We start from the raw sequence: 21,543 nt of genomic DNA on the forward strand, positions 1-21,543 counted from the left end.
GCCGCCCGCCCGCTCAGGCCGGTTCGGGTCGGGTGCGGTAGCTGCGGGCCACCAGGGCCGAGGTCAGATACCACAGCCCCGACGGCACCGTCGGGTCGAAACCGGTCAGCAGCCGCACCCGTTTGAGGCGGTAGTCGAGGGTGTTGGTGTGCATATGCATCAGTCGGGCCGTGCGCTGCCGGTTGAAGTTGTTGGCGATATGCCGACGCAGGGTTTCCAGCAGCTCCGGGTGGTCGTCGAGGGGGTCGAGGATGGCGCTGAGGTGATCGCGGGCCGGGCCGGGCCGGGTGATCTGGAACTCCAGTGCCAGATCGGCGAAACGGTGCAATCCCCCGCCGCCGGTGAGCTGTTGCACCGTGTCGAGGAGTTCGTGCGCCTGATCGGTCGCGTCCGGGATCTCGGCCGGTACGGCGGCCACCACGGTGGCGGTGATCTGTACATGGGCCGCCTCCGCCAACCCCTCGATCACCGCGTCGAGTGTTTCGTCGGGGAAGGTGTCGGCGGGCAGCAGCAGGGTGCCACCGTCCACGCTGAGCAGCGACAGCGCCCGGTCGCCGCAGCGTCTGGCCAGCTCCGCCTGTACTCGGCGGAGTTTGCGGCGGGCCACGATGCGTCCGTCCACATCGGGGGTGGATTCGTCCGGATGCGGCGGTATGGCCAGGGCCAGCACCTGGTACGACTCGGCGATCTCGATCCCGCATTCCCGCGCCATGGTGGAGGTGCTGTGTCCGCCGAGCAGTGCCGAGGCCAGGGTATGCACCGCGGTGTGATGCTCGCCGACCACCATGCGGTGTTCGCGCATGTAGGACATCGCCACCGCGGAGGTGATGGTGTCGAGGATCTCCAGCAGGCGGCGCGCGGTGGCGATCAGGGTGGCCGAATCCGATGGGCTCGCGTTCGACAGGATCCGGTCGAAACCGAGTTTGAAGCCTTCGTGGATGGCGTGGTTGATGGTGTCGATCGGAATACCCTCGCGCGCCCATTCGGCCGCCGCGTCATGTACCCGCTCGATCTTCTCCGGCAGTTCCCGGCCGTCCAGATGGCTCAGGGTGATCTCGAGGCAGGCTCGCGTCACCGCGGTGACATCTCCCTGCAGGGCATCTCCGGGCAGAGTGCCGCAGGGTGCGACGTTCTCGACGAAATGGCCGACCATCTGCTGCGACAGGCTCGAAACGTCCCTCAGATGAGTCGAAATCGGACGGCCGGACACCGTGAGTCTCGGACGGGTCGGACCTATGACCGTCATATCGGCTCCTTCTATCTCCCTACCCCCGGGGGTCGATTTCGAGAAGCCACGGTATCGCGAACTGGTTACCCGTCAGTAGGTTTCGCTCGAAACTGTATACCGCCACCAGCCCGCCACGCGACGCGATGTGAGAACGCACAGCGGGCCCGGCGGCCCTGCCTACTTCTTCTCGTTGCGGGCGAGCGGAAAGCGCGCCTGCTTGGCCACCCAGCCCGCCATCTTGGCCCAGTGACCGGTGCGCGGGGTGGCCCGCGAGGTCAGATCCCGATCCCACTCCTCGGCGGCGGTGAGCCCGTCGACGGCCTCGACCAGCGCCCTGGCGATAGCGAGATCGTCCACCATCCGATCGCCGAGGACATCATCCGCCCCGACCAGTGTGACGCGCACCCCCTGCCGGCCGACCGGTTGGAGCACGGCGGTCGCCGAGCCGCCGTGTTCGGCGACGAATCCGCGCACCGAGTCCACGACGGACTTCGGCGCGGTGACGGTGGAGGTAGCGGTATCTGCACTCATACCGGCGAGTTTACCGGCGAGTAAGGACACCGTTGTCCATGCCGTACCGCCCGGTTGCGAACGACACGGGACCGGGCGCGGCGCCGCAGCGCGGGCAACGACATCGGACCGGTGTAGAACAGACCCATGCGTGCCATCCAGGTATCCGAACACGGCGGTCCCGAAGTCCTGAAATACACCGAGCTTCCCGATCCGCAGATCGGGCCGGGCCAACTCTTGGTCGAGACCGAGGCCATAGGCATCAACTACATCGACACCTACTTCCGCACCGGCGCCTACCCCCGCCCGGTCCCCTATGTTCCCGGTCAGGAGGGCTCCGGCGTGGTCGTCGAGATCGGTGCCGAGGTCACCGAGTTCGCAGTGGGTGACCGGGTGACCTGGGCGAGCGCACCGGGCAGCTACGCGTCCCGGGTCGCGGTGGACGAGGCCGTGGCGGTGGCCGTTCCCGAGGGCGACGAGCGGATCGACGCCCCCGTCGCGGCCTCGGCGCTGCTCCAGGGGATGACTGCGCACTATCTGATCGAATCGGTGTACAAACCGGAACCGGGCGAGACGGTGCTGGTCCACGCGGGCGCCGGCGGGGTGGGACTGCTGCTCACCCAACTGGCCACCGCGCGCGGTATCCGGGTGATCACCACCGTGTCCACCGACGAGAAGGAAGCCCTGTCACGGGGCGCCGGCGCCTGGGAGGTACTGCGCTACGGCGACGACCTGGCCGAGCGGGTCCGCGCGCTCACCGACGGGGAAGGTGTGGCCGCCGTCTACGACGGGGTCGGCGCCCCGACCTTCGACGCCGGTCTCGCCTCGCTGCGGGTGCGCGGCATGCTGGCACTGTTCGGCGCGGCCGGCGGTCCGGTTCCGCCGGTCGATCTGCAGCGGCTGAACACGGCCGGTTCGGTCTTCGTCACCCGTCCCAGCCTCGCCCACTACACGCGCGATCGCGACGAACTGAAGTGGCGGGCCGGCGATATTCTGTCGGCCATCGCCGATGGGTCATTGGCCGTTCGGATCGGCGCGACCTATCCCCTGGCCGAGGCCGAACGCGCCCACCGCGACCTCGAGAACCGCAGGACCACCGGATCCATCGTCCTGCTGCCCTGAGCACGGCCGGTCGGGTCGCTCGCTCACCGCGACCGAGCGACCCGACCGGATGGGCGGTACCCGCCGTACGAACCCGATCAGCCGAGCAGGACTTCGCCGATGGTGGTCCAGCCCAGGACCGAGTCCACGGCCAGGCCGCAGAACACCACCGCCAGATAGTTGTTGGACTGCAGGAACAGGCGCAGCGGTTTCACCGATTCGCCGCGCCGCACCCCGGCGTAGAGCTGATGCGCCATCAGCAGGAACCAGGCGCCGGCGACCAACGCTACGGCCGCGTAGATCACCCCGGTGGCGGGGACCAGGGCCAGCGTGGTCAGCACGGTGAGCCAGGTGTAGACGACGATCTGCCTGGTCACCACCCGCTCGGTGGCGACCACCGGCAGCATCGGCACCCCGGCCGCGCGGTAGTCCTCCTTGTAGCGCATGGCCAACGCCCAGGTGTGCGGCGGCGTCCAGAAGAAGATCACCCCGAACAGCACCAGCGCGGGCCACCCGATGGCCCCGGTGACCGCGGCCCAGCCGACCAGGGCGGGCATACACCCGGCGGCACCGCCCCACACCACGTTCTGTGAGGTACGGCGTTTGAGGCCCAAGGTGTAGACGAAGACGTAGAACAGGATGGTGGCCACCACCAGCACCCCGCTCAACAGATTCGCCTGCCACCACAGCCAGGCGAACGAGCCCAGCCCCAGCAGCACCCCGAACACGAAGGCGTGCGGGGTAGGCACGGCCTCGCGGGCCAGTGGACGTTTGGCGGTGCGCCGCATCACCTTGTCGATATCGGCGTCGGCGACGCAGTTGAGGGTGTTCGCGCTTGCCGCGCCCATCCAGCCACCGAACAGGGTGGCCAGGACGAGTCGGATGTCGACTTGGCCGCGGTCGGCCAGCAGCATGGTCGGGATGGTCGCCACCAGCAGCAGCTCGATCACCCGCGGTTTGGTGAGCGCGATATAGGCCAGTGCGCGACGCAGGAACACGGCCGTTACCCCGGTGCCGGTGATCCGGTCTCCGAGCGCCGGCGCGGAATCGTGTGCGCTACCGACTCCCGGCTGTTGACCGATCCGCACTGTTACTCCTCGCACGCTGTCGAACGGGCGCAGCCGGATGCCGATCCACCCACAGCCGCGCCGGGCCGGGGCCGGAGGCAGCTGCGCATCGCGTCCGGCTGGGGAACGAGCAGCGCGCGGCTGCGGCGCGGCCACTACTACAGACGATGGTAGACCCACGCCGGCCACGGTCGGTCCCGCGCCCCTCGTGTTCCGGGTTACTCGACTTCGCCCTGTTCCGAAGAAGCAGGCCCACGCACCACGTTTTCCGACCACACCGGCCGGTCGGGCTGCCATCCGCGGTCGACCCCCGAGACCCGAGAGACCGGAAAATCGGACGAACCGGACCTACCGGGGACCGGCTCCGGGCTCGCCGCACACACTCCCGCGTACCCGTGCCTCTGCCGCGGCCGCACGCGGGTCCGTCGGCGGATCGATGTCCGGGCGTGTCCTCTAGGGTATGGGTGTATGCGGCACCGTCGCGCAGTGGTCGCCGCGCCGTTCACCGCCCTGCCCACCACAGTCGACGCACTCAATGTCAGGAGAATCCCCGTCGTGTCAGTGACAGACGACATCCGCGCCCTCACTCAGCCGAACCACCCGGACGACTGGACGGAGCTGGACACCAAGGCGGTCGACACGGTCCGGGTGCTTGCCGCCGACGCGGTACAGAAAGCAGGCAACGGCCACCCGGGTACGGCCATGAGCCTGGCACCGCTGGCCTACACCCTGTTCCAACGCACCATGCGGCACGATCCCACCGACCCGGAGTGGGTGGGCCGCGACCGATTCGTACTCTCCTGCGGACACTCCAGCCTCACCCTCTACATCCAGCTCTACCTGGCCGGATTCGGTCTGGAACTGGATGATCTGAAGAACCTGCGCACATGGGGTTCGCTCACCCCGGGACACCCGGAGTACCGGCACACCAAGGGCGTGGAGATCACCACCGGCCCGCTGGGCCAGGGCCTGGCCTCCGCGGTCGGTATGGCCATGGCGGCCCGGCGGGAGCGCGGCCTGTTCGACCCGGACGCCGCGCCGGGCACCAGCCCCTTCGACCACTACATCTATGTGGTCGCCTCCGACGGCGACATGGAAGAGGGCGTCACCTCCGAGGCGTCGTCGATCGCGGGCACCCAGCAGTTGGGCAATCTGGTGGTGATCTACGACGACAACAAGATCTCCATCGAGGACGACACCACCATCACCTTCACCGAGGACGTGGCCGCCCGCTACGCGGCCTACGGCTGGCATGTGCAGGTCGTGGAGGGCGGTGAAGACGTCGTCGCGATCGAGGCGGCGCTGGCCGCGGCCCGGGCCGAAACCGGCAAACCGTCGCTGATCCTGCTGCGCACCGTGATCGGCTATCCGGCGCCGAACAAGATGAATACCGGCAGCGCGCACGGCGCCGCTCTCGGCGATGACGAGGTGGCGGCCGTCAAACGGGCACTGGGCTTCGACCCCGAACAGAGTTTCCAGGTCGACGACGACGTCATCGCACACACCCGCAAGGCCGCCGAACGCGGCGCGCGGGAGCATGCGGACTGGACCGTCGAATTCGAGGCGTGGGCGCAGCGCGCCCCGCAGGCCAAGGCACTGTTCGACCGGCTCTACCACGGGCAGTTGCCGGACGGCTGGACCGACGGTCTGCCCACCTGGGAACCGGACCCCAAGGGTCTGGCCACCCGCAAGGCGTCGGCGAAGGTGCTCGCCGCGGTCGGCCCGACCCTGCCCGAACTGTGGGGCGGTTCGGCCGACCTCGCCGAATCCAACAACACCACCATTCCGGAGTCGACGAGCTTCGGCCCGGAGGCGATCTCCACCGGTATGTGGAAGGCCCACCCGTACGGGCGCACCCTGCACTTCGGGGTACGCGAACACGCCATGGGAGCGATCCTCAACGGCATCGTGCTGCACGGCCCCACCCGCCCCTACGGCGGCACTTTCCTGGTGTTCAGCGACTACATGCGGCCCGCCGTCCGGTTGGCGGCGCTCATGCGGGTGCCCGTCACCTACGTCTGGACCCACGATTCGATCGGTCTCGGCGAGGACGGCCCCACCCACCAGCCGATCGAACACCTGGCGGCCCTGCGCGCCATTCCCAACCTGAGCGTGGTGCGGCCGGGTGACGCCAACGAAACCTCCCACGCCTGGCGTTCCGTGATCGAGAAGCATAGCGGCACACACAATTCGCCGTATGTCTCCGCCGACGCGGTGGGTACCGGTGGCCCGGCGGCGCTGGCGCTGACCCGGCAGAACCTGCCGGTATTGGAGGGCACGGCCGATGCCTACGAGGGTGTGTCCAGGGGCGGTTACATCCTGGCCGAGGCGTCCACCGGTATCCCGCAGGTCATCCTGATCGGCACCGGTTCGGAGCTGCAGATGGCCGTCGCCGCGCGCACTACGCTGGAGGCGCAGGGTATCGGGACCCGGGTGGTCTCGATGCCGTGTGTGGAGTGGTTCGACGCGCAGGACAAGGCCTACCGCGACGAGGTGCTGCCGCCCGCGGTCGCTGCCCGCGTGGTTGTCGAGGCCGGTATCGCCATGCCGTGGTATCGGTTCACCGGCGATGCGGGCGAGATCGTGTCCATTGAGCACTTCGGCGCCTCGGCCGACTACCAGACCCTGTTCCGCGAGTTCGGTTTCACCGAGGAGGCGGTGGTGGCCGCCGCGCAGCGCACGCTCGACAACGTGAAGGGGTAACAGAATATGGCACAGAACGAGAACATCGCCGCCCTGACCGCGGCAGGTGTATCGGTGTGGTTGGACGACCTGTCCCGGGACCGGATCGAATCCGGTCATCTGGCCGAGCTGATCGCCACCCGCGGCGTCGTGGGGGTCACCACCAATCCGACGATCTTCCAGGGTGCGATCGGCAAAGGGCACGCCTACGACGAACAGGTGCGGGCACTGGCCGCCCAGGGCATCGATACCGAGGCCGCGGTCCGCACCATCACCACCGATGACGTCCGCGCGGCCTGCGACGTCCTGACCGAGACGTTCGAGAACACCGGCGGCGTGGACGGGCGGGTCTCCATCGAGGTCGATCCCCGGCTCGCGTTCGACACCGAGGCCACCGTGGCCCAGGCGGTCGAACTGTGGAAGATCGTCGACCGGCCCAACCTGTTCATCAAGATTCCGGCCACCGAGGCGGGCCTGCCCGCGATCACCTCGGTGATCGAACAGGGCATCAGCGTCAATGTCACGCTGATCTTCTCGGTGCAGCGCTATCGCGCCGTCATGGGTGCCTACCTGGACGGGCTGCGCAAGGCCAAGGTCGCCGGCCACGACCTGGCCAAGATCCATTCCGTGGCGTCGTTCTTCGTGTCCCGGGTGGACACCGAGGTCGACAAGCGGTTGGAGGCCATCGGCACCCCGGAGGCACTGGCACTGCGGGGTAAGGCCGCGCTCGCCAACGCCTGTTCGGCCTACGCCGAATACCAGGACGTCTTCGACGGCGGGGCGCACACCTCGACGTATCTACATCTGGCATCGGCCGGCGCCAACCGGCAGCGGCCGCTGTGGGCGTCGACCGGCGTGAAGAACCCGGACTACCCGGACACCCTGTACGTCACCGAACTGGTGGCCCCGAACACGGTGAACACGCTGCCGGAGAAAACTCTGGAAGCCGTCGCCGACCACGGCGAGGTGCGTGGCGACACCGTGTCCGGAACCGCCGAACAGGCGCGGCAGGTATTCGACGACCTGGCGGCGGTCGGTATCGATCTCGACGATGTCTTCGCGGTGCTCGAGCGCGAGGGCGTGGAGAAATTCGAGAAGTCGTGGGAAGAACTGCTGTCCGCCACGGCCGTCGAACTGCAGGATAAGGGAGGTAACTGACCCCGATGGCCGGCTTCGCGGATCACGCGACCATGCACCGGTGGCGCAACCCGCTGCGGGACGAACGGGATAAACGGGTACCGCGTATCGCGGGTCCGTGCAGCATGGTGATCTTCGGCGTCACCGGTGATCTGTCCCGGAGAAAACTGATGCCGGCCATCTACGATCTGGCGAACCGGGGGCTGCTGCCCCCGGGCTTCGCATTGGTCGGCTTCGCCCGCCGGGATATGGCGGATGAGGATTTCGCGGCGATCGTGCGGCAGGCGGTCGCGGCCCATTCCCGCACCCCGTTTCGACAGGAGGTCTGGGACCATCTGGCGGAAGGATTCCGCTTCGTCCAGGGCACGTTCGATGACGACGACGCGTTCGCGCGGCTGACGCGGACTCTGGCGCGGCTGGACCTCGAACGGGGCACCGGCGGTAACCACGCCTTCTATCTGTCGATTCCGCCGGACACCTTCCCGGTCGTCCTGGATCAGCTCGCCCGGCACGGCCTGGCCGCGACGACCTCCGCCGCGGCGGCATCCGATGGCCGCTCCCCGTGGCGCCGGGTGGTGATCGAGAAACCGTTCGGACACGACCTGGCCAGCGCTCGCGAACTCAATGCCCTGGTCAACCGGGTGTTTCCGGAGGAAACCGTCTTCCGCATCGACCACTACCTCGGCAAGGAAACGGTGCAGAACATCCTGGCGCTGCGGTTCGCCAACCAACTGTTCGATCCGATCTGGAACGCCAACTACGTCGACCATGTGCAGATCACCATGGCCGAGGACATCGGCCTCGGCGGCCGCGCCGGCTATTACGACGGTATCGGCGCCGCCCGCGACGTGATCCAGAACCATCTGCTGCAACTGCTGGCACTCACCGCGATGGAGGAGCCGATCAGTTTCGAACCGACGCAGATGCAGTTGGAGAAGATCAAGGTGCTCTCGGCGACCAAACTGGTCGAGCCACTGGACGAGACCACCGCGCGCGGCCAGTACTCGGCGGGCTGGCAGGGCGGCGAACGGGTCGTCGGCCTGTTGGACGAGGAGGGTTTCGACCCGGATTCGCGCACCGAGACCTATGCCGCGATAACCCTCGCGGTCGATACCCGACGCTGGGCGGGGGTGCCGTTCTATCTGCGTACCGGGAAACGCCTCGGCCGCCGGGTGACCGAGATCGCGGTGGTGTTCAAACGGGCCCCGCATCTGCCGTTCGACCAAACCATGACCGCGGAACTCGGGGAGAACGCGCTCGTCATCCGGGTGCAGCCGGACGAGGGCATCACCATGCGGTTCGGGTCGAAGGTGCCCGGTTCCGGGATGGAAGTACGCGATGTGAACATGGATTTCAGCTATGGCGAGTCGTTCACCGAGTCCTCGCCGGAGGCCTATGAGCGGCTGATCCTGGACGTGTTGCTGGGCGAACCATCGCTGTTCCCGGTGGACGAGGAGGTCGAACTGTCCTGGCGCATCCTCGACCCGGTGCTCGCGCACTGGGCGGCCGGCGGTAAACCCGAGCAGTACGAGGCGGGCACCTGGGGTCCGGACTCGGCCGCGGAGATGCTGGCCCGCACCGGCCGGGAATGGCGGCGCCCGTGATCGTCGATATGCCCGACACCACCACCCGCGCCGTGACCAAGCGCCTGGTGCAACTGCGGGAGAGCAACGGCGTCATCACCATGGGACGGGTGCTGACCCTGGTGGTGTGCACCCTGGACAGCTCCGAGGCCGAGGACGCCATCGAGGCCGCCAACGAGGCCAGCCGCGAACACCCGTGTCGGGTGGTCGTGCTCGCACGTGGCGACCGGTCGGCGCCCACTCGGCTGGACGCGCAGATCCGGGTCGGCGGTGACGCGGGTGCCGCCGAGGTGATCGTGCTGCGGCTACAGGGCGAGTTGATCAGTCACGAAAGCAGTGTGGTCGTCCCCTTCCTGCTGCCGGACACGCCGGTGGTCGCCTGGTGGCCGCGGGGCGCGCCCGCGTTCCCCTCGCAGGATTCGGTGGGCCGGCTGGCGACGCGCCGCATCACCGACGCCACCTTCGCCGCCGATCCGCAGGCGACGATCAAACAGCGGCGCGGATCCTACGCGCTCGGCGACACCGATCTGGCGTGGAGTCGGATCACCTACTGGCGGGCGCTGCTGGCCGCCGCCATGGACGAACCACCGTACGAGTCGGTGGATTCGGTGGTCGTGTCGGGCCTGCGTGAGGAACCGGCGCTGGATATGCTCGCCGGATGGCTGGCCGCGCGGCTCGACTGCCCGGTACACCGGCGCACCGGGCAGCTGCGGGTGGAACTGCGCCGCCCCACGGTGTCGATCGCGATCGCCCGCCCGCAGAAAGGGGTGACCGCGACCCTGACCCGCACCGGCGAACCCGTTCAGCGGATCGCGCTGGCGCGGCGGGGAACCCGGGACTGTCTGGCCGAGGAACTGCGCAGGCTGGACGCGGACGAGATCTATGCCGAGGCATTGGCCGGAATCGAAAGGGTTCGCTATGACGGGTAATACCGACTCCGAGTTCCCCGCCGACACCGTGGAGGTCCACCCCGACACCGACGCGCTGCTCGCGTCCGCGGCGGCCCGTTTCGTCGGGGTGGTGGTGGCCGCCCAGGCCGAACGCGGTACCGCCTCCGTGGTGCTGACCGGCGGCGGCACCGGAATCGCACTCCTCGAACGGGTCCGTAAGGCACCGGGCGCGATCGACTGGTCCCGACTCGACGTGTTCTGGGGCGATGAGCGGTTCGTCCCCGCCGGCGATCCCGACCGCAACGAACTCCAGGCCCGCAAGGCGCTGCTCGACCATGTTCCGGTGGACCACACCCGGGTACATCCCGTCGCCACCTCCGACGGGGAATACCCGGACCCGGTGGAGGCCGCCGCCGAATACGCCACGGCGGTGCGGGCGCACCTCGCCGAATACGGCGGCTTCGACCTACATCTGCTCGGTATGGGCGGAGAAGGCCATATCAATTCGCTGTTCCCGCATACCGACGCGGTGCGTGAGGATCACGAGTTGGCCGTCGCGGTCACCGATTCCCCCAAACCTCCATCGGTCCGGGTCACCTTGACCCTGCCCGCGGTCCGTCGGTCCCGCCACGTCGTCCTCGTTGTCTCGGGCGCCGGCAAAGCGGATGCCGTCGCCGCTGCCGTCAACGGTGCCGATCCGGTGGAGGTCCCGGCCGCCGGTGCCCACGGCACCGAATCCACCACCTGGCTGCTCGACGAGGAGGCCGCCGCGGGGCTGAGGCGGTAGACCGCGGCGCGGATCCGACGGCGCCACCGCTGGTCGCACTGCCGCAACGCAGACCCACCGACGACGAAGTGCACCAGATCGCGGCCGAGATGCCGAACCCGCCGGCGCATCCACTGGACCGGACCGATATCCAGGTGATGATCGACACGGCCGGCCGCGATCGGACCGGATTCGAGCTCGGGCGAGTTTAGGCTGATCACCGTGGTGGTCCGATGAGCGCGCAGGAGGCCGATCAATTTTTCCGGGCCGAGATCGCGGTGCTGCGCGCCGCGCCCGTCGCCCCGCCCGACCGGGAATTGGCATCCGGAATCACCGGACAGGAATGTCTCGAACTGTTCGAGTCCCAGGTGACGAGCAGACAGTTGGACTTGGCGGCGCGCCGGCTCGGTGCGGCGGGCCGCGGCTACTACAGCATCGGCTCGTCGGGGCACGAGGGCACCGTGGCCCTGGCCGCGGCCACTCGGATCACCGATCCGGTGCTGCCGCACTACCGTTCGGGGGCGCTCTTCGTCCAGCGGGTGCGTCGTGCGGGCGGAGCCGACCCGATTCGGGACGTTCTGCTCGGTGTGGTGGCCGCCGCGGCGGACCCCATCTCCGGCGGCAGGCACAAGGTATTCGGGAGCGCGGCGGCGAACGTCATCCCGCAGACCTCCACCATCGCCTCACAGTTACCGCGCGCGGTGGGACTGGCGTTCGCCCTGGCCCGGGCGGTACGGCTCGGCGTGAGCTGCCCATGGCCCGCCGACGCGGTGGTGCTGTGCGGTTTCGGTGATGCCTCGGCCAACCATTCCACCGCGGCGGGTGCGATCAATACCGCGGTGCACACCGCCCACCTCGGGGTCGCCATGCCAATCCTGTTCCTGTGTGAGGACAACGGGATCGGGATCAGCGTGCCCACCCCGCCCGACTGGATCGAATACGCCTACGGGCACCGTCCCGGCCTGCGTTTTTTCACCGCAGACGGCTGCGACCTCCTGGACGCGCTGACCACCGCGACCGCGGCGGTCGACTGGGTCCGCACCCACCGTCGTCCGGCGTTCCTGCACCTGCGTACCGTGCGGCTGTTCGGGCACGCCGGCTCCGACGTGGAGACCGCCTACCGTGATCCCGCCGCCGTCGCGGCCGACCTGCGGCGCGATCCGGTGACGGCCACCGCCCGCCTGTTGGTCGCCGCCGGGGTCTGCACCCCGGCGGAAATACTCACCCGCTACGAGGCCATCGCCACCCGGGTCGCCGCGGTCGCCGAGCAGGTGTGGCGGGAACCGAAACTTGCCTCCGCCGAGGCGGTCACCGCACCACTCGCACCGTCGTGTCCGAATCTGGTGCGCGCCGATGTCCTCGGCCGCGGTCGCCCATCCGGGCCGGTTTCCACCCCGGGGCCGCACGCGGAGACCAGTGCGCCACTCGTGCACGCGGACCGGCCCGAAATGAGTACGCCGGCACGAGAGAGCGGTTCCGACCCGCACACGGACACCGCCGATCATCGCCGGCCGCTACCGCCGGAGCCGGTGACCCTGGCCCGAGCAATCAACCACACTCTCGCGGCACTGCTCGCCCGAGACCCCGATGTACTGGTGTTCGGCGAGGACGTGGCCCGTAAGGGTGGTGTCTACGGGGTGACCAAGGGGCTGCGACAGCGATTCGGGGCGCGGCGGGTGTTCGACACCCCGCTCGACGAGCAGAGCATCCTCGGCACCGCGCTCGGAGCCGGCCTGGCCGGGTTCGTACCGATCCCGGAGATCCAGTACCTGGCCTATGTGCACAATGCCCTGGACCAGCTGCGCGGTGAGGCTGCGACGCTGTCGTTCTTCTCCTCGGGGCGCTACCGCAATCCGATGGTGGTCCGCATCGCCGGATATGCCTACCAGCGGGGTTTCGGCGGGCACTTCCACAACGACAACTCGGTGGCCGCGCTGCGCGATATCCCCGGTGTCGTGGTGGCCTCCCCTTCCCGCGCCGATGATGCCGCCGCCCTGTTGCGCACCTGTGTCTCGGCCGCCCGGGTGGACGGACGGGTATGTGTTTTCCTCGAGCCCATCGCCCTCTATCACACCCGTGACCTGTACGAACCCGACGACGGCCGGTGGGCGGCGACGGTCGGCGAGGCCGAGCACGTACCGATCGGGCGGGCCCGGCTCTACGGCACCGGCACGGATCTGACGATCGTCGGCTTCGCCAACTCGGTGCCGATGAGTCTGCGGGTCGCTCGCCGCCTCGCCGGCCGCGGTATCGGTGCCCGGGTCCTGGATCTGCGCTGGTTGTCTCCCCTGCCGACCGAGGATCTGCTGCGGCATGCCCGGGCCACGGGCCGGATCCTCGTCGCCGACGAAACACGCCGCGGTGGGGCGGTATCGGATTCGGTACTCGCCGCCCTCGTCGATGCCGGATTCGCCGGACGTATCGCCCGGGTCACCAGCGTCGACAGTTTCGTTCCGCTCGGCCCGGCCGCCGAGACGGTGCTGCTGGGCGAGCAGGCGATCGAGACCGCGGCGGTCGGCCTCGTCTCCGACCGCTGACAGCGCGACGCAACGGGGCGGCCGGGCACCGTGGTGTTCCGGCGCACCACGCCGGATTCCGGACGCCTGTACCGGCACCATCCGCAGGAGACCCGGGTCGTAACGCCGCAGTGACCACCGTGCCCGCGGGCGGCGTTTTCGACGCGAACCGGTTGGGACGCGCGATCCGGGCAATACAGTGAGCAGTAACGGCGACCTGCGGCGGAGGTGCGGCTATGACGGTGATGTCCATGCTGGGCGAGGTACGGCCGGAGCACGACTGCTCCGACGATCTGGTACTGCTGCATTACCAGCGCTCGTATCCGCGGCCGGTACTCGAGGTATGGACAGCCGCGACCGAGCCGCGGCAGTTGGTGCACTGGTTCGGCACGGTCACCGGTTCCGGGAACGAAAGAACCGTCCAACCTCCGGCCGACGGTCCGTTATCCGCTCCGTTGGAGGTGCGGATCGAGCGGTGCGTGGCCCCGCACGAACTCCGGGTGCGGATCGACGACGCCCTGCTGGAACTGCGCTTGAACCAGGTGGGCGTGGTCACCACGCTCGAGCTGGTGCGCCGGCATGTGACCCCGACTCACGCGGCCGCGATCGGCCCACGCTGGCAATTCCTGCTGGACCGGTTCACCGCCTATCTGGAACGCCGGCCGATACCGGATTGGCCGGCGTATCCCGATCTGGCCACCGAATACCGGTAACCCGGCCCGCATCGGGAAGCTCGACCGATGCGGGCCGATCACCGCTCGGCGGGATGAGCCGAACAGTCAGGCGATCGCGTCACTCCGCGCGCCGGCCGGCTCGGCCAGGGCACGCAGCAGGAAAGCGTTCACCTCGGCGGTGCGTTCCAACTGGACCAGATGGCCCGCACCGGCCACCCGCTCGACGGTGTGTAGGTCGGGCAGCAGGGCCCCCATCGTGTCCAGGGGGTTTCGGCCGCTGAAACCCTCCATATCGGGATCGTTCTCGCCGTACAGGAAATGGACCGGTACCCGGGGCACGGCGGCCGCGTACTCTGCGGTCAGCTCCCAGTTGCGGTCCAGCACCCGATACCAATTCAAACCGCCGGTGAACCCGGTGCGTTCGAAGTCCGCGGCGAGGGTGTCGAATTCCTCGGTGGACAGCCACGGCCAGGGCAGCGGCGGCGCTTCCGGGAGCGCGTCGAGGTAGCGGGTGCCCGGCGGGTTCTTCCAGGTATCGAGGTAGTGGTAGTCGCCACTGAGCGCGTAGTAGACACGGGCGAGGAATTCGCGGGGCCGCGCGGCCAGGTCGGCGTCGGCCACACCGGGTTCCTGGAAGTACTGCATATGCAGGAAATGCCGTGCGGCCATCTCGGCCCAGTAGTACGACGGTGGCCGGGGCGGGCGGGGAGTGAACGGGTTGTTCAGCACCACCAACCGGCTCACCCGGTCGGGTTCACGTAACGCCAGCTCCCAGATCAGCGCCGCGCCGAAGTCCACCCCGACGAAGACGGCCCGCCGCGCCCGCAGATCGTCGAGCAGGGCGAGCAGGTCGCCGATGACGGCGCGATTGGTGTAGTCGTCGAGGCCGGCCGGGGCGTCGGTGCGTCCGGACCCGCGCAGGTCCGGCGCGACGGCGCGGTACCCGGCCGCGGCGACCACGGGCAGCTGACGATGCCAGATATATCCGGTGTGGGGAAAACCGTGGCAGAACACGACCGGATGACCCTGCCCCTGCTCGGTGACATGCATCCGGACCCCGTCGGTCGTCATGAACCGATGTGTCGCCTCCACCGAACCTCCCATTTGGATAGAACGTGTTTCGTTTTCACGGTAGTGTCCCGGAAATGTGAGCGAAATACCCAGCACTCTGAAGGATCGGATCGCGGTGGTCACCGGTGCCAGCCGTGGTATCGGCAAAGGCATCGCGTTGGAACTCGGTGCGGCAGGCGCGACCGTCTACATCACCGGCCGATCGACCACCCCCGGGTGGCTACCCGGGACGGTGCACGATACAGCGGCCCGGATCGATGAACTCGGCGGAACCGGGATCCCGGTCGTCTGTGACCACCGCGACGACGATGCGACTGCGCGCCTGTTCGAGCGGATTCGCGACGAACACGGGACCCTCGACGTATTGGTGAACAATGTCTACAACTCTCCCGCGGCGGCTCAATGGCTGGGCAAACCGTTCTGGGAGGTCCCGCCGACGGCATGGGACGAAACCTTCGATATCGGCGTGCGGTCGCATTACGCGGCGAGCGCGTTCGCCGCGCCGATGCTTCGGGAATCCGGCGGTCTGATCGTCAATATCTCCTCCGCCGGCGCGCAGCGGTATGCCCACAACGCGGTGTACGGGGTGGCGAAGGCCGCACTGGACCGGCTCACCGCGGATATGGCGCACGATCTGGCCGACTCCGGGGTCACCGTGGTCTCCCTGTGGCCGGGCTTGGTGAATACCGAACTGCTTCAAATGGTGCCTACCGACGCGGAAGGTAAACGGCAGGTGACGCTGCCCGGTGAGGGGACCTTCGACCTGGCAGAAGCGGAAACCCCCCGTTTCGCCGGTCGCGCGGTGGTGGCGCTGGCCGGTGACCGCGACAGACAGCGGCGCTCGGGCCGCCCCTGGCAGGTCGCCGATCTGGCCGAGGACTATGGATTCACCGACGTGGACGGCCGGATCCCCCGAGTCTACTGATCGGGGACCCACACGCCGATCAGGAGAATTTGATCTCCAGGCCGATACCGAGGATGGCGATCAGCCAGATGAGCCCGGTGAACACGGTGAGGCGGTTGAGGTTCTTCTCGGCGACGGTCGACCCCGACAGGCTGGACTGCATCCCGCCCCCGAACAGGCTGGACAGGCCCCCACCCTTGGCCCGGTGCAACAGCACCAGCAGCACCAGCAGCACGCTGGTGATGATCAGGAGGATATCCAGGAACATCCGCATGGGCGACAGTGTATGCGGCGGGTACGGCCCGGATCGAATCAGGTGCGCGGCACCACCGACACCAGGTGGATGGTGCGCTCGCTCTGCGCGTACTCGGCGACCGCCTGCTCCCGCAGCCGGTCCTGCGTGGTCAACCGCACCTGATGCTGGTGCATATGCTCCGACCAGGACCGCACCAGGAATGCCTCCACATACTTGTCCGCCGCGCCGATATCACGGAACAGCCGCCACTCCATCGCCCCCGTACGCTGCCGGGAACGGCCCAGGTACACCATCGCGTCGAGGAACGCGGAAACATTCTCCGCCGGGACCAGGTATTCGTGCAGCACCATCACCGGGCCGTCGTCGGATTCCGGTTCCACCACCAGATCCGGCTCCGGCCAGTACATCTGCGGGGTGAGGTCGAGCGTGTCGACGTCGTGGCGGATCGGCAACCAGGCAGTACTCACCGCGCACACCGCCAGCAGCGCCGCCGCGGCCAACAGTGCCGTAACCGTCCCGAACGCCCCGGCGACCAGTCCCCACACCAACGAACCGATGGCCTGGCCGCCCATGAAGACCAACATATATACCGACAGTCCCCGTGCCCGCACCCAGGCGGGCAGCAGCAGCTGCATGGTGGCGTTCAGCGTGGCCAACGACAGCAGCCAGGCCGCACCCGCGAACACCAGCAGGACCAGAACCGGGGCGACCGCCTTCACCAGGGCGGCACCTGCCGTCGCCGCGCCGAAAACCACGGCCGCGATCGCCAACATCCGGGTGGGGGTCAGCCGCGCACGCACCCAGGCCAGCGCCAGCGCACCGAGCACCGCCCCGACACCGAGCGCGCCCAGCATCACCCCGTAACCCGACGAGCCGAGGCCCAGTCCACTGTTGGCGACCACCGGCAGCAACGCCCACACCGCGCTGCCGGGACCGACGAACAGTATCGACCGCGTCAACACCCGGCGGATCGCCGGGGAGGCGCGAATGAACCGGGTCCCGGCCTGCAGCGCGGCCAGCGGACGCTCGCTGGGCAGGGTGCGTTCCGACACCTGCCGACGCCACAGCAGCAGAGCGACGACGATACCGCCGAACGACAACGTGTTGAGCGCGAACACCAGGGTGGGACCCGACAGGGCCACCAGTACGCCGGCGAGCGCCGGCCCCACGGCACGGCCGATGTTCATACTCATACTGCCGAGCGCGGAGGCGGACGGGATCTGTTCCCGGGGCACCAGCTCCGGTTGGATGGCCTGCCAGGCCGGGCCGGTGACCGCCTGCCCGCAGCCGAGCAGGAACAGCAGAGTCAACAGCATCTCCGGGGTAGTGTGCCCGGTGGCGGTGAACAGAGTGAGGGCCGCGGCCAACAGTGCCATGACGGACTGCGCGCCCAACAGCAACCGGCGCCGGTCGAGCAGATCGGCCAGCACCCCGGACGGTATGGACAGCAGCATCACCGGTAACGTCGTCGCCGTCTGCACGAAGGACACCAGCGCCGCAGCGTTGGGCTCGCCGACCATAATCCACTGCGCACCGACGGTCTGCATCCAGGTGCCCAGATTGGAGACCAGCTGGGCGGTCCACAGCGCCCGATAGACCCGCGACCGCAACGGCGCCCAAGTGGACGGTTTCGGCGTGGCTCGCGTCATCCGCTCGAGCATAGCCGGAAAGCACCGAAAGCCCGGCGGCGCACAGCCGGCCTCGGATCGGCCGCATCGGAACCGGCCGCATCGGAACCGGCCGCATCAGGACCAACACCACCGGACCGACCCGGCACCGAACCACCCGGATGGTCACGGCTTCCGGTTCTTCGGCCGGTGGGGCCCTCCCCTGTCCTGGTGCTCGATGGGGAGCCGGCCGACGCTACCGGCTCATATGTGGCGTGAGCGGACACCGATCGTGCGAGACGGAAAACGCCGAGGCCCACCGGTCGTGGAACCGGTGGGCCTCGGCGACCTTCCTTCGCTCAGGGCAGCGGCCCGCCCGCCGCGATGGCGGACAGGGTGGCGAATTCGTCGCCCTTGAGCGAGGCCCCGCCCACCAGGGCACCGTCGATATCGGGCTGTTTGACCAGTTCACCGACATTCTTGGCGTTCACCGAGCCACCGTAGAGCACCCGCACCGCCGCGGCGACCTCCGGAGAGGCCAGCTGTTGCAGTTCGTCCCGGATGGCACCGCACACCTCCTGCGCGTCGGCGGGGGTGGCGACCTTGCCGGTGCCGATGGCCCAGACCGGTTCGTAGGCGATGACGACCTTCGAGACCTCCTCGGCCGACAGCCCCTTCAGCGAACCGAGCAGCTGTTCGAGGTTGTACTCGACATGGGTGCGCGCCTCGCGGACATTGAGGCCCTCGCCGATGCACACGATCGGGGTGATCCCGTTCTTCAGTGCCTGCTTGGCCTTGGCCAGCACGGTGGCGTCGTCCTCGTTGTGGTACTGGCGGCGTTCGGAATGCCCGACCACGACGAAGGTGCAGCCCAGCTTGGCCAGCATGGACGCGCTGACCTCGCCGGTGTAGGCGCCCGCATCGTGGGCGGACACATCCTGCGCGCCGTAGGTGATGCGCAGTTTGTCACCCTCCACCAGGGTCTGCACACTGCGGATGTCCACGAACGGCGGGATCACCGCCACGTCGACCCGGTCGAAATACTTCTCCGGCAGCGCGAAGGCGATCTTCTGCACCAGGGCGATGGCCTCGAGGTGGTTGAGGTTCATCTTCCAGTTGCCGGCAATGAGTGGGGTACGGGCCATCACACGCCCTCCGCCGCATCGTCGAGCACGCTGATCCCCGGCAGTTCCTTGCCCTCCAGGTATTCCAGCGACGCGCCGCCGCCGGTGGAGATATGCGAGAAACCATCCTCCGGCAGACCGAGCGCCCGCACCGCCGCGGCCGAATCGCCACCGCCGACGACGGTGAACGCGCCCTTATCGGTCGCGGCCGCGATGGCCTCGGCCACACCCCGGGTGCCCGCGGCGAACTTCTCGAACTCGAACACGCCCATCGGCCCGTTCCAGAACAGCGTGCGCGCCTGGGTGAGCAGGACGGCGAACCGGTCCACCGATTCCGGGCCGATGTCCAGACCCATCCACCCGTCCGGGATCTCGTGGGCCGGCACGACCTTCGCCTGCGCGTCGGCGGAGAAGGAGTCGGCGACGACGATATCGCGCGGCAGGTGGATGACATCGGCGTAGCGGTCCAGCAGCCGTTTGCAGGTGTCGATCATCTCCTCCTGCAGCAGCGACGAACCCACCGACAGCCCCTCGGCGGCGAGAAAGGTGAAGCACATACCGCCGCCGATGACCAGGGTGTCCACCTTGGGGGCCAGCGCCTCGATCACGGCCAGTTTGTCCGAGACCTTGGAACCGCCGAGCACCACCGCGTACGGGCGGTCGGTGGTTTCGGTCAGTTTGGCCAGCACCTCGGCCTCGGCCGCCACCAGCGTGCCCGCGTAGTGCGGCAGCAGCTTGGCCACGTCGTAGACGGAGGCCTGTTTGCGGTGCACCACACCGAAGCCGTCGGAGACGAACGCGCCGTCGTCGCCGACCAGGTCCACCAGTGCCGCGGCCAGTTTCGCCCGCTCGGAATCGTCCTTGCTGGTCTCGCGCGGATCGAAGCGGATGTTCTCCAGCAGCAGCACGTCGCCGTCGGTGAGCCCTTCCGACCGGGCCAGCGCGTCCTGGCCCACCACATCACCGGCGAGCTGGACGTTGCGGCCCAGTTCCTCGCTCAGCCGGGCGGCGACCGGGGCCAGCGACAGCGCCGGGTCCGGTGCGCCCTCGGGGCGGCCCAGATGGGCGGTGACGATCACCCTGGCACCGGCCTCGACCAGCGCGCGAATGGTCGGGACCGAGGCGATGATGCGGCCGGGGTCGGTGATCACACCGTTGTCGAGGGGGACGTTGAGATCGGAGCGCACCAGTACGCCCCGACCCTCGACACCCTCGGCCAACAGGTCTGCGAGTGTTTTGACAGTCACTGCGGGCGATCCTTAGAGCGACTTGCCGACGAGGTCGATGAGATCGGCGAGACGGTTGGAGTAACCCCACTCGTTGTCGTACCACGAGTAGACCTTCACCTGGTCGTCGATGACCTTGGTCAGCGGCGCGTCGAAAATCGACGAGTGCGGGTCGGTGACGATATCGCTGGATACGATCGGGTCGACACTGTACTTCAGGATGCCGCGCAGCGATCCCTCGGCGGCCGCCTTGAAGGCTTCGTTGACCTCCTCGACGGTGGCCTTCTTGGCGAGATCGGCTGTCAGGTCGGTGATCGAGCCGGTGGGAATCGGTACCCGCAGGGAATAGCCGTCGAGCTTACCGTTGAGTTCCGGCAGCACCAGCCCGATGGCCTTGGCCGCACCGGTGCTCGTCGGCACGATGTTCACCGCGGCGGCGCGGGCGCGGCGCAGATCCTTGTGCGGACCGTCCTGCAGGTTCTGATCCTGGGTGTAGGCGTGGATGGTGGTCATCAGACCCTTGACGATGCCGAACTCGTCGTGCAGCACCTTGGCCAGCGGGCCCAGGCAGTTGGTGGTGCAGGACGCGTTGGAGATGATGTTCTGGCTGCCGTCGTACTTGTCGTCGTTGACACCCATCACGATGGTGATGTCCTCGCCTTTGGCGGGCGCGGAGATGACGACCTTCTTGGCGCCGGCGGCCAGGTGGCCCTTGGCCTTGGTGGCGTCGGTGAAGATACCGGTCGACTCCACGACCACGTCGACACCCAGCTCGCCCCAGGGCAGCGCCGCCGGGCCCTCCTTGATGGCCAGCGCCTTGATCCGCTGGTCACCGACCACGATGGTGTCCTCACCGTCGAGCGAGACCTCCTCGGGCAGGCGGCCCAGGATGGAGTCGTACTTCAGCAGCGTGGCCAGGGTCGCGTTGTCGGTGAGGTCGTTCACGGCGACGATCTCGATGTCGGTGGTGCCGAGCGCCTTCTGCGCCTCGACCGCCCTGAAGAAGTTGCGGCCGATGCGGCCGAAGCCGTTGATGCCTACCCGGACAGTCACGATATCGCTCCTCAGCTTTCCAGCGGATTCATTCCGATGCCCTAACACTAGTGCCCGGCCGAGGTCGCACCGACATGCGCCCGCCCACGGGAGAACCACATACCGGGCAGCCTCCCCGACACCGAGCCCCACAATCCCGAACCGGCCC

At 68.4% G+C, this 21,543-nt stretch carries 18 protein-coding genes; 9 read left to right on the plus strand and 9 right to left on the minus strand.

Annotated elements, in window-relative coordinates; genetic code table 11:
- Positions 1-13 precede the first annotated feature (13 nt).
- Both ON20_RS15525 and ON20_RS15530 read right to left on the minus strand, forming a co-directional pair.
- Positions 14-1,246, minus strand: a complete 1,233-nt coding sequence (locus tag ON20_RS15525; protein WP_040836307.1) for a PucR family transcriptional regulator — start codon at positions 1,244-1,246, stop codon at positions 14-16.
- A 159-nt stretch (positions 1,247-1,405) separates the two neighbouring features.
- Entirely contained in the window at positions 1,406-1,759 is a 354-nt protein-coding gene (locus ON20_RS15530) for a hypothetical protein (protein ID WP_040836405.1), read from the minus strand.
- A gap of 126 nt (positions 1,760-1,885) precedes the next feature.
- On the opposite strand from ON20_RS15530, the gene ON20_RS15535 reads away from it, so the two are divergent.
- Positions 1,886-2,860, plus strand: a complete 975-nt coding sequence (locus ON20_RS15535; protein ID WP_040836308.1) for a quinone oxidoreductase family protein — start codon at positions 1,886-1,888, stop codon at positions 2,858-2,860.
- Positions 2,861-2,937: 77 nt separating this feature from the next.
- Here the strand turns inward: ON20_RS15535 and ON20_RS15540 are convergent, their stop codons facing one another.
- Entirely contained in the window at positions 2,938-3,927 is a 990-nt protein-coding gene (locus ON20_RS15540) for a heme o synthase (protein ID WP_040836309.1), read from the minus strand.
- Positions 3,928-4,461: 534 nt separating this feature from the next.
- On the opposite strand from ON20_RS15540, the gene tkt reads away from it, so the two are divergent.
- The 7 genes from tkt (at position 4,462) to ON20_RS15575 (ending at position 14,193) form a co-directional block, all read left to right on the plus strand.
- Positions 4,462-6,609, plus strand: a complete 2,148-nt coding sequence (gene tkt / locus ON20_RS15545) for a transketolase (RefSeq protein ID WP_040836406.1) — start codon at positions 4,462-4,464, stop codon at positions 6,607-6,609.
- A gap of 6 nt (positions 6,610-6,615) precedes the next feature.
- Complete coding sequence (tal, locus tag ON20_RS15550; protein ID WP_040836310.1) at positions 6,616-7,746, plus strand: transaldolase; 1,131 nt, start codon at positions 6,616-6,618, stop codon at positions 7,744-7,746.
- Between the two features lie 5 nt (positions 7,747-7,751).
- A complete protein-coding gene (zwf, locus tag ON20_RS15555) occupies positions 7,752-9,329 on the plus strand; it encodes a glucose-6-phosphate dehydrogenase (protein ID WP_040836311.1) in 1,578 nt (525 codons plus the stop codon).
- The gene (gene opcA, locus ON20_RS15560) at positions 9,326-10,237 is read left to right on the plus strand and encodes a glucose-6-phosphate dehydrogenase assembly protein OpcA (RefSeq protein WP_174361893.1); all 912 of its coding nucleotides are present in this window, start codon (positions 9,326-9,328) and stop codon (positions 10,235-10,237) included. The genes zwf and opcA overlap by 4 nt, the downstream gene beginning before the upstream one ends.
- The gene (pgl, locus tag ON20_RS15565; protein ID WP_040836313.1) at positions 10,227-10,985 is read left to right on the plus strand and encodes a 6-phosphogluconolactonase; all 759 of its coding nucleotides are present in this window, start codon (positions 10,227-10,229) and stop codon (positions 10,983-10,985) included. Before opcA ends, pgl begins: the two co-directional genes overlap by 11 nt.
- Before the next feature lie 212 nt (positions 10,986-11,197).
- Entirely contained in the window at positions 11,198-13,501 is a 2,304-nt protein-coding gene (locus ON20_RS15570) for a thiamine pyrophosphate-dependent enzyme (RefSeq protein WP_040836314.1), read from the plus strand.
- A 215-nt stretch (positions 13,502-13,716) separates the two neighbouring features.
- On the plus strand, positions 13,717-14,193 hold the full coding sequence (locus ON20_RS15575) for an SRPBCC family protein (protein WP_040836315.1): 477 nt from the start codon (positions 13,717-13,719) through the stop codon (positions 14,191-14,193).
- 66 nt (positions 14,194-14,259) lie between these two features.
- Here ON20_RS15575 and ON20_RS15580 read toward each other — a convergent pair whose 3' ends face one another.
- Positions 14,260-15,225: an alpha/beta fold hydrolase gene (locus ON20_RS15580; protein WP_083864950.1), complete on the minus strand. Its 966-nt coding sequence runs from the start codon at positions 15,223-15,225 to the stop codon at positions 14,260-14,262.
- Positions 15,226-15,301: 76 nt separating this feature from the next.
- Between ON20_RS15580 and ON20_RS15585 the strand changes: the two genes are divergently transcribed.
- Positions 15,302-16,150 (plus strand): SDR family NAD(P)-dependent oxidoreductase, encoded by an 849-nt coding sequence (locus tag ON20_RS15585; RefSeq protein WP_040836317.1) that lies wholly within the window; start codon positions 15,302-15,304, stop codon positions 16,148-16,150.
- Between the two features lie 19 nt (positions 16,151-16,169).
- Here ON20_RS15585 and secG read toward each other — a convergent pair whose 3' ends face one another.
- The 5 genes from secG to gap all read right to left on the minus strand — a co-directional run bounded on the left by secG (position 16,170) and on the right by gap (position 21,395).
- The gene (gene secG / locus ON20_RS15590) at positions 16,170-16,403 is read right to left on the minus strand and encodes a preprotein translocase subunit SecG (RefSeq protein WP_040836318.1); all 234 of its coding nucleotides are present in this window, start codon (positions 16,401-16,403) and stop codon (positions 16,170-16,172) included.
- Between the two features lie 38 nt (positions 16,404-16,441).
- Complete coding sequence (locus ON20_RS15595) at positions 16,442-18,034, minus strand: MFS transporter (protein ID WP_040836407.1); 1,593 nt, start codon at positions 18,032-18,034, stop codon at positions 16,442-16,444.
- Positions 18,035-18,351: 317 nt separating this feature from the next.
- Complete coding sequence (gene tpiA / locus ON20_RS15600; protein ID WP_040836319.1) at positions 18,352-19,137, minus strand: triose-phosphate isomerase; 786 nt, start codon at positions 19,135-19,137, stop codon at positions 18,352-18,354.
- Positions 19,137-20,363 carry a phosphoglycerate kinase gene (locus tag ON20_RS15605; protein WP_040836320.1) on the minus strand — a complete coding sequence of 409 codons (1,227 nt, stop codon included), beginning with the start codon at positions 20,361-20,363 and terminating at the stop codon, positions 19,137-19,139. The genes tpiA and ON20_RS15605 overlap by 1 nt, the downstream gene beginning before the upstream one ends.
- A 12-nt stretch (positions 20,364-20,375) precedes the next feature.
- A complete protein-coding gene (gene gap, locus ON20_RS15610; RefSeq protein WP_040836321.1) occupies positions 20,376-21,395 on the minus strand; it encodes a type I glyceraldehyde-3-phosphate dehydrogenase in 1,020 nt (339 codons plus the stop codon).
- Positions 21,396-21,543 lie beyond the last annotated feature (148 nt).

The sequence above is a fragment of the Nocardia brevicatena NBRC 12119 genome (genome assembly GCF_000308495.1).
GTDB classification, from domain to species: Bacteria; Actinomycetota; Actinomycetes; order Mycobacteriales; family Mycobacteriaceae; genus Nocardia; species Nocardia brevicatena.

Bases quoted from the DNA above. Each gene is read 5' to 3' on its own strand.
- pgl (WP_040836313.1), top strand. From the start codon at position 10,227: ATGACGGGTAATACCGACTCCGAGTTCCCCGCCGACACCGTGGAGGTC.
- secG (WP_040836318.1), bottom strand. From the start codon at position 16,403: ATGCGGATGTTCCTGGATATCCTCCTGATCATCACCAGCGTGCTGCTG.
- ON20_RS15535 (WP_040836308.1), top strand. From the start codon at position 1,886: ATGCGTGCCATCCAGGTATCCGAACACGGCGGTCCCGAAGTCCTGAAA.
- ON20_RS15530 (WP_040836405.1), bottom strand. From the start codon at position 1,759: ATGAGTGCAGATACCGCTACCTCCACCGTCACCGCGCCGAAGTCCGTC.
- zwf (WP_040836311.1), top strand. From the start codon at position 7,752: ATGGCCGGCTTCGCGGATCACGCGACCATGCACCGGTGGCGCAACCCG.
- ON20_RS15575 (WP_040836315.1), top strand. From the start codon at position 13,717: ATGACGGTGATGTCCATGCTGGGCGAGGTACGGCCGGAGCACGACTGC.
- ON20_RS15525 (WP_040836307.1), bottom strand. From the start codon at position 1,246: ATGACGGTCATAGGTCCGACCCGTCCGAGACTCACGGTGTCCGGCCGT.
- ON20_RS15595 (WP_040836407.1), bottom strand. From the start codon at position 18,034: ATGACGCGAGCCACGCCGAAACCGTCCACTTGGGCGCCGTTGCGGTCG.
- tal (WP_040836310.1), top strand. From the start codon at position 6,616: ATGGCACAGAACGAGAACATCGCCGCCCTGACCGCGGCAGGTGTATCG.
- ON20_RS15570 (WP_040836314.1), top strand. From the start codon at position 11,198: ATGAGCGCGCAGGAGGCCGATCAATTTTTCCGGGCCGAGATCGCGGTG.
- tpiA (WP_040836319.1), bottom strand. From the start codon at position 19,137: ATGGCCCGTACCCCACTCATTGCCGGCAACTGGAAGATGAACCTCAAC.
- ON20_RS15580 (WP_083864950.1), bottom strand. From the start codon at position 15,225: ATGACGACCGACGGGGTCCGGATGCATGTCACCGAGCAGGGGCAGGGT.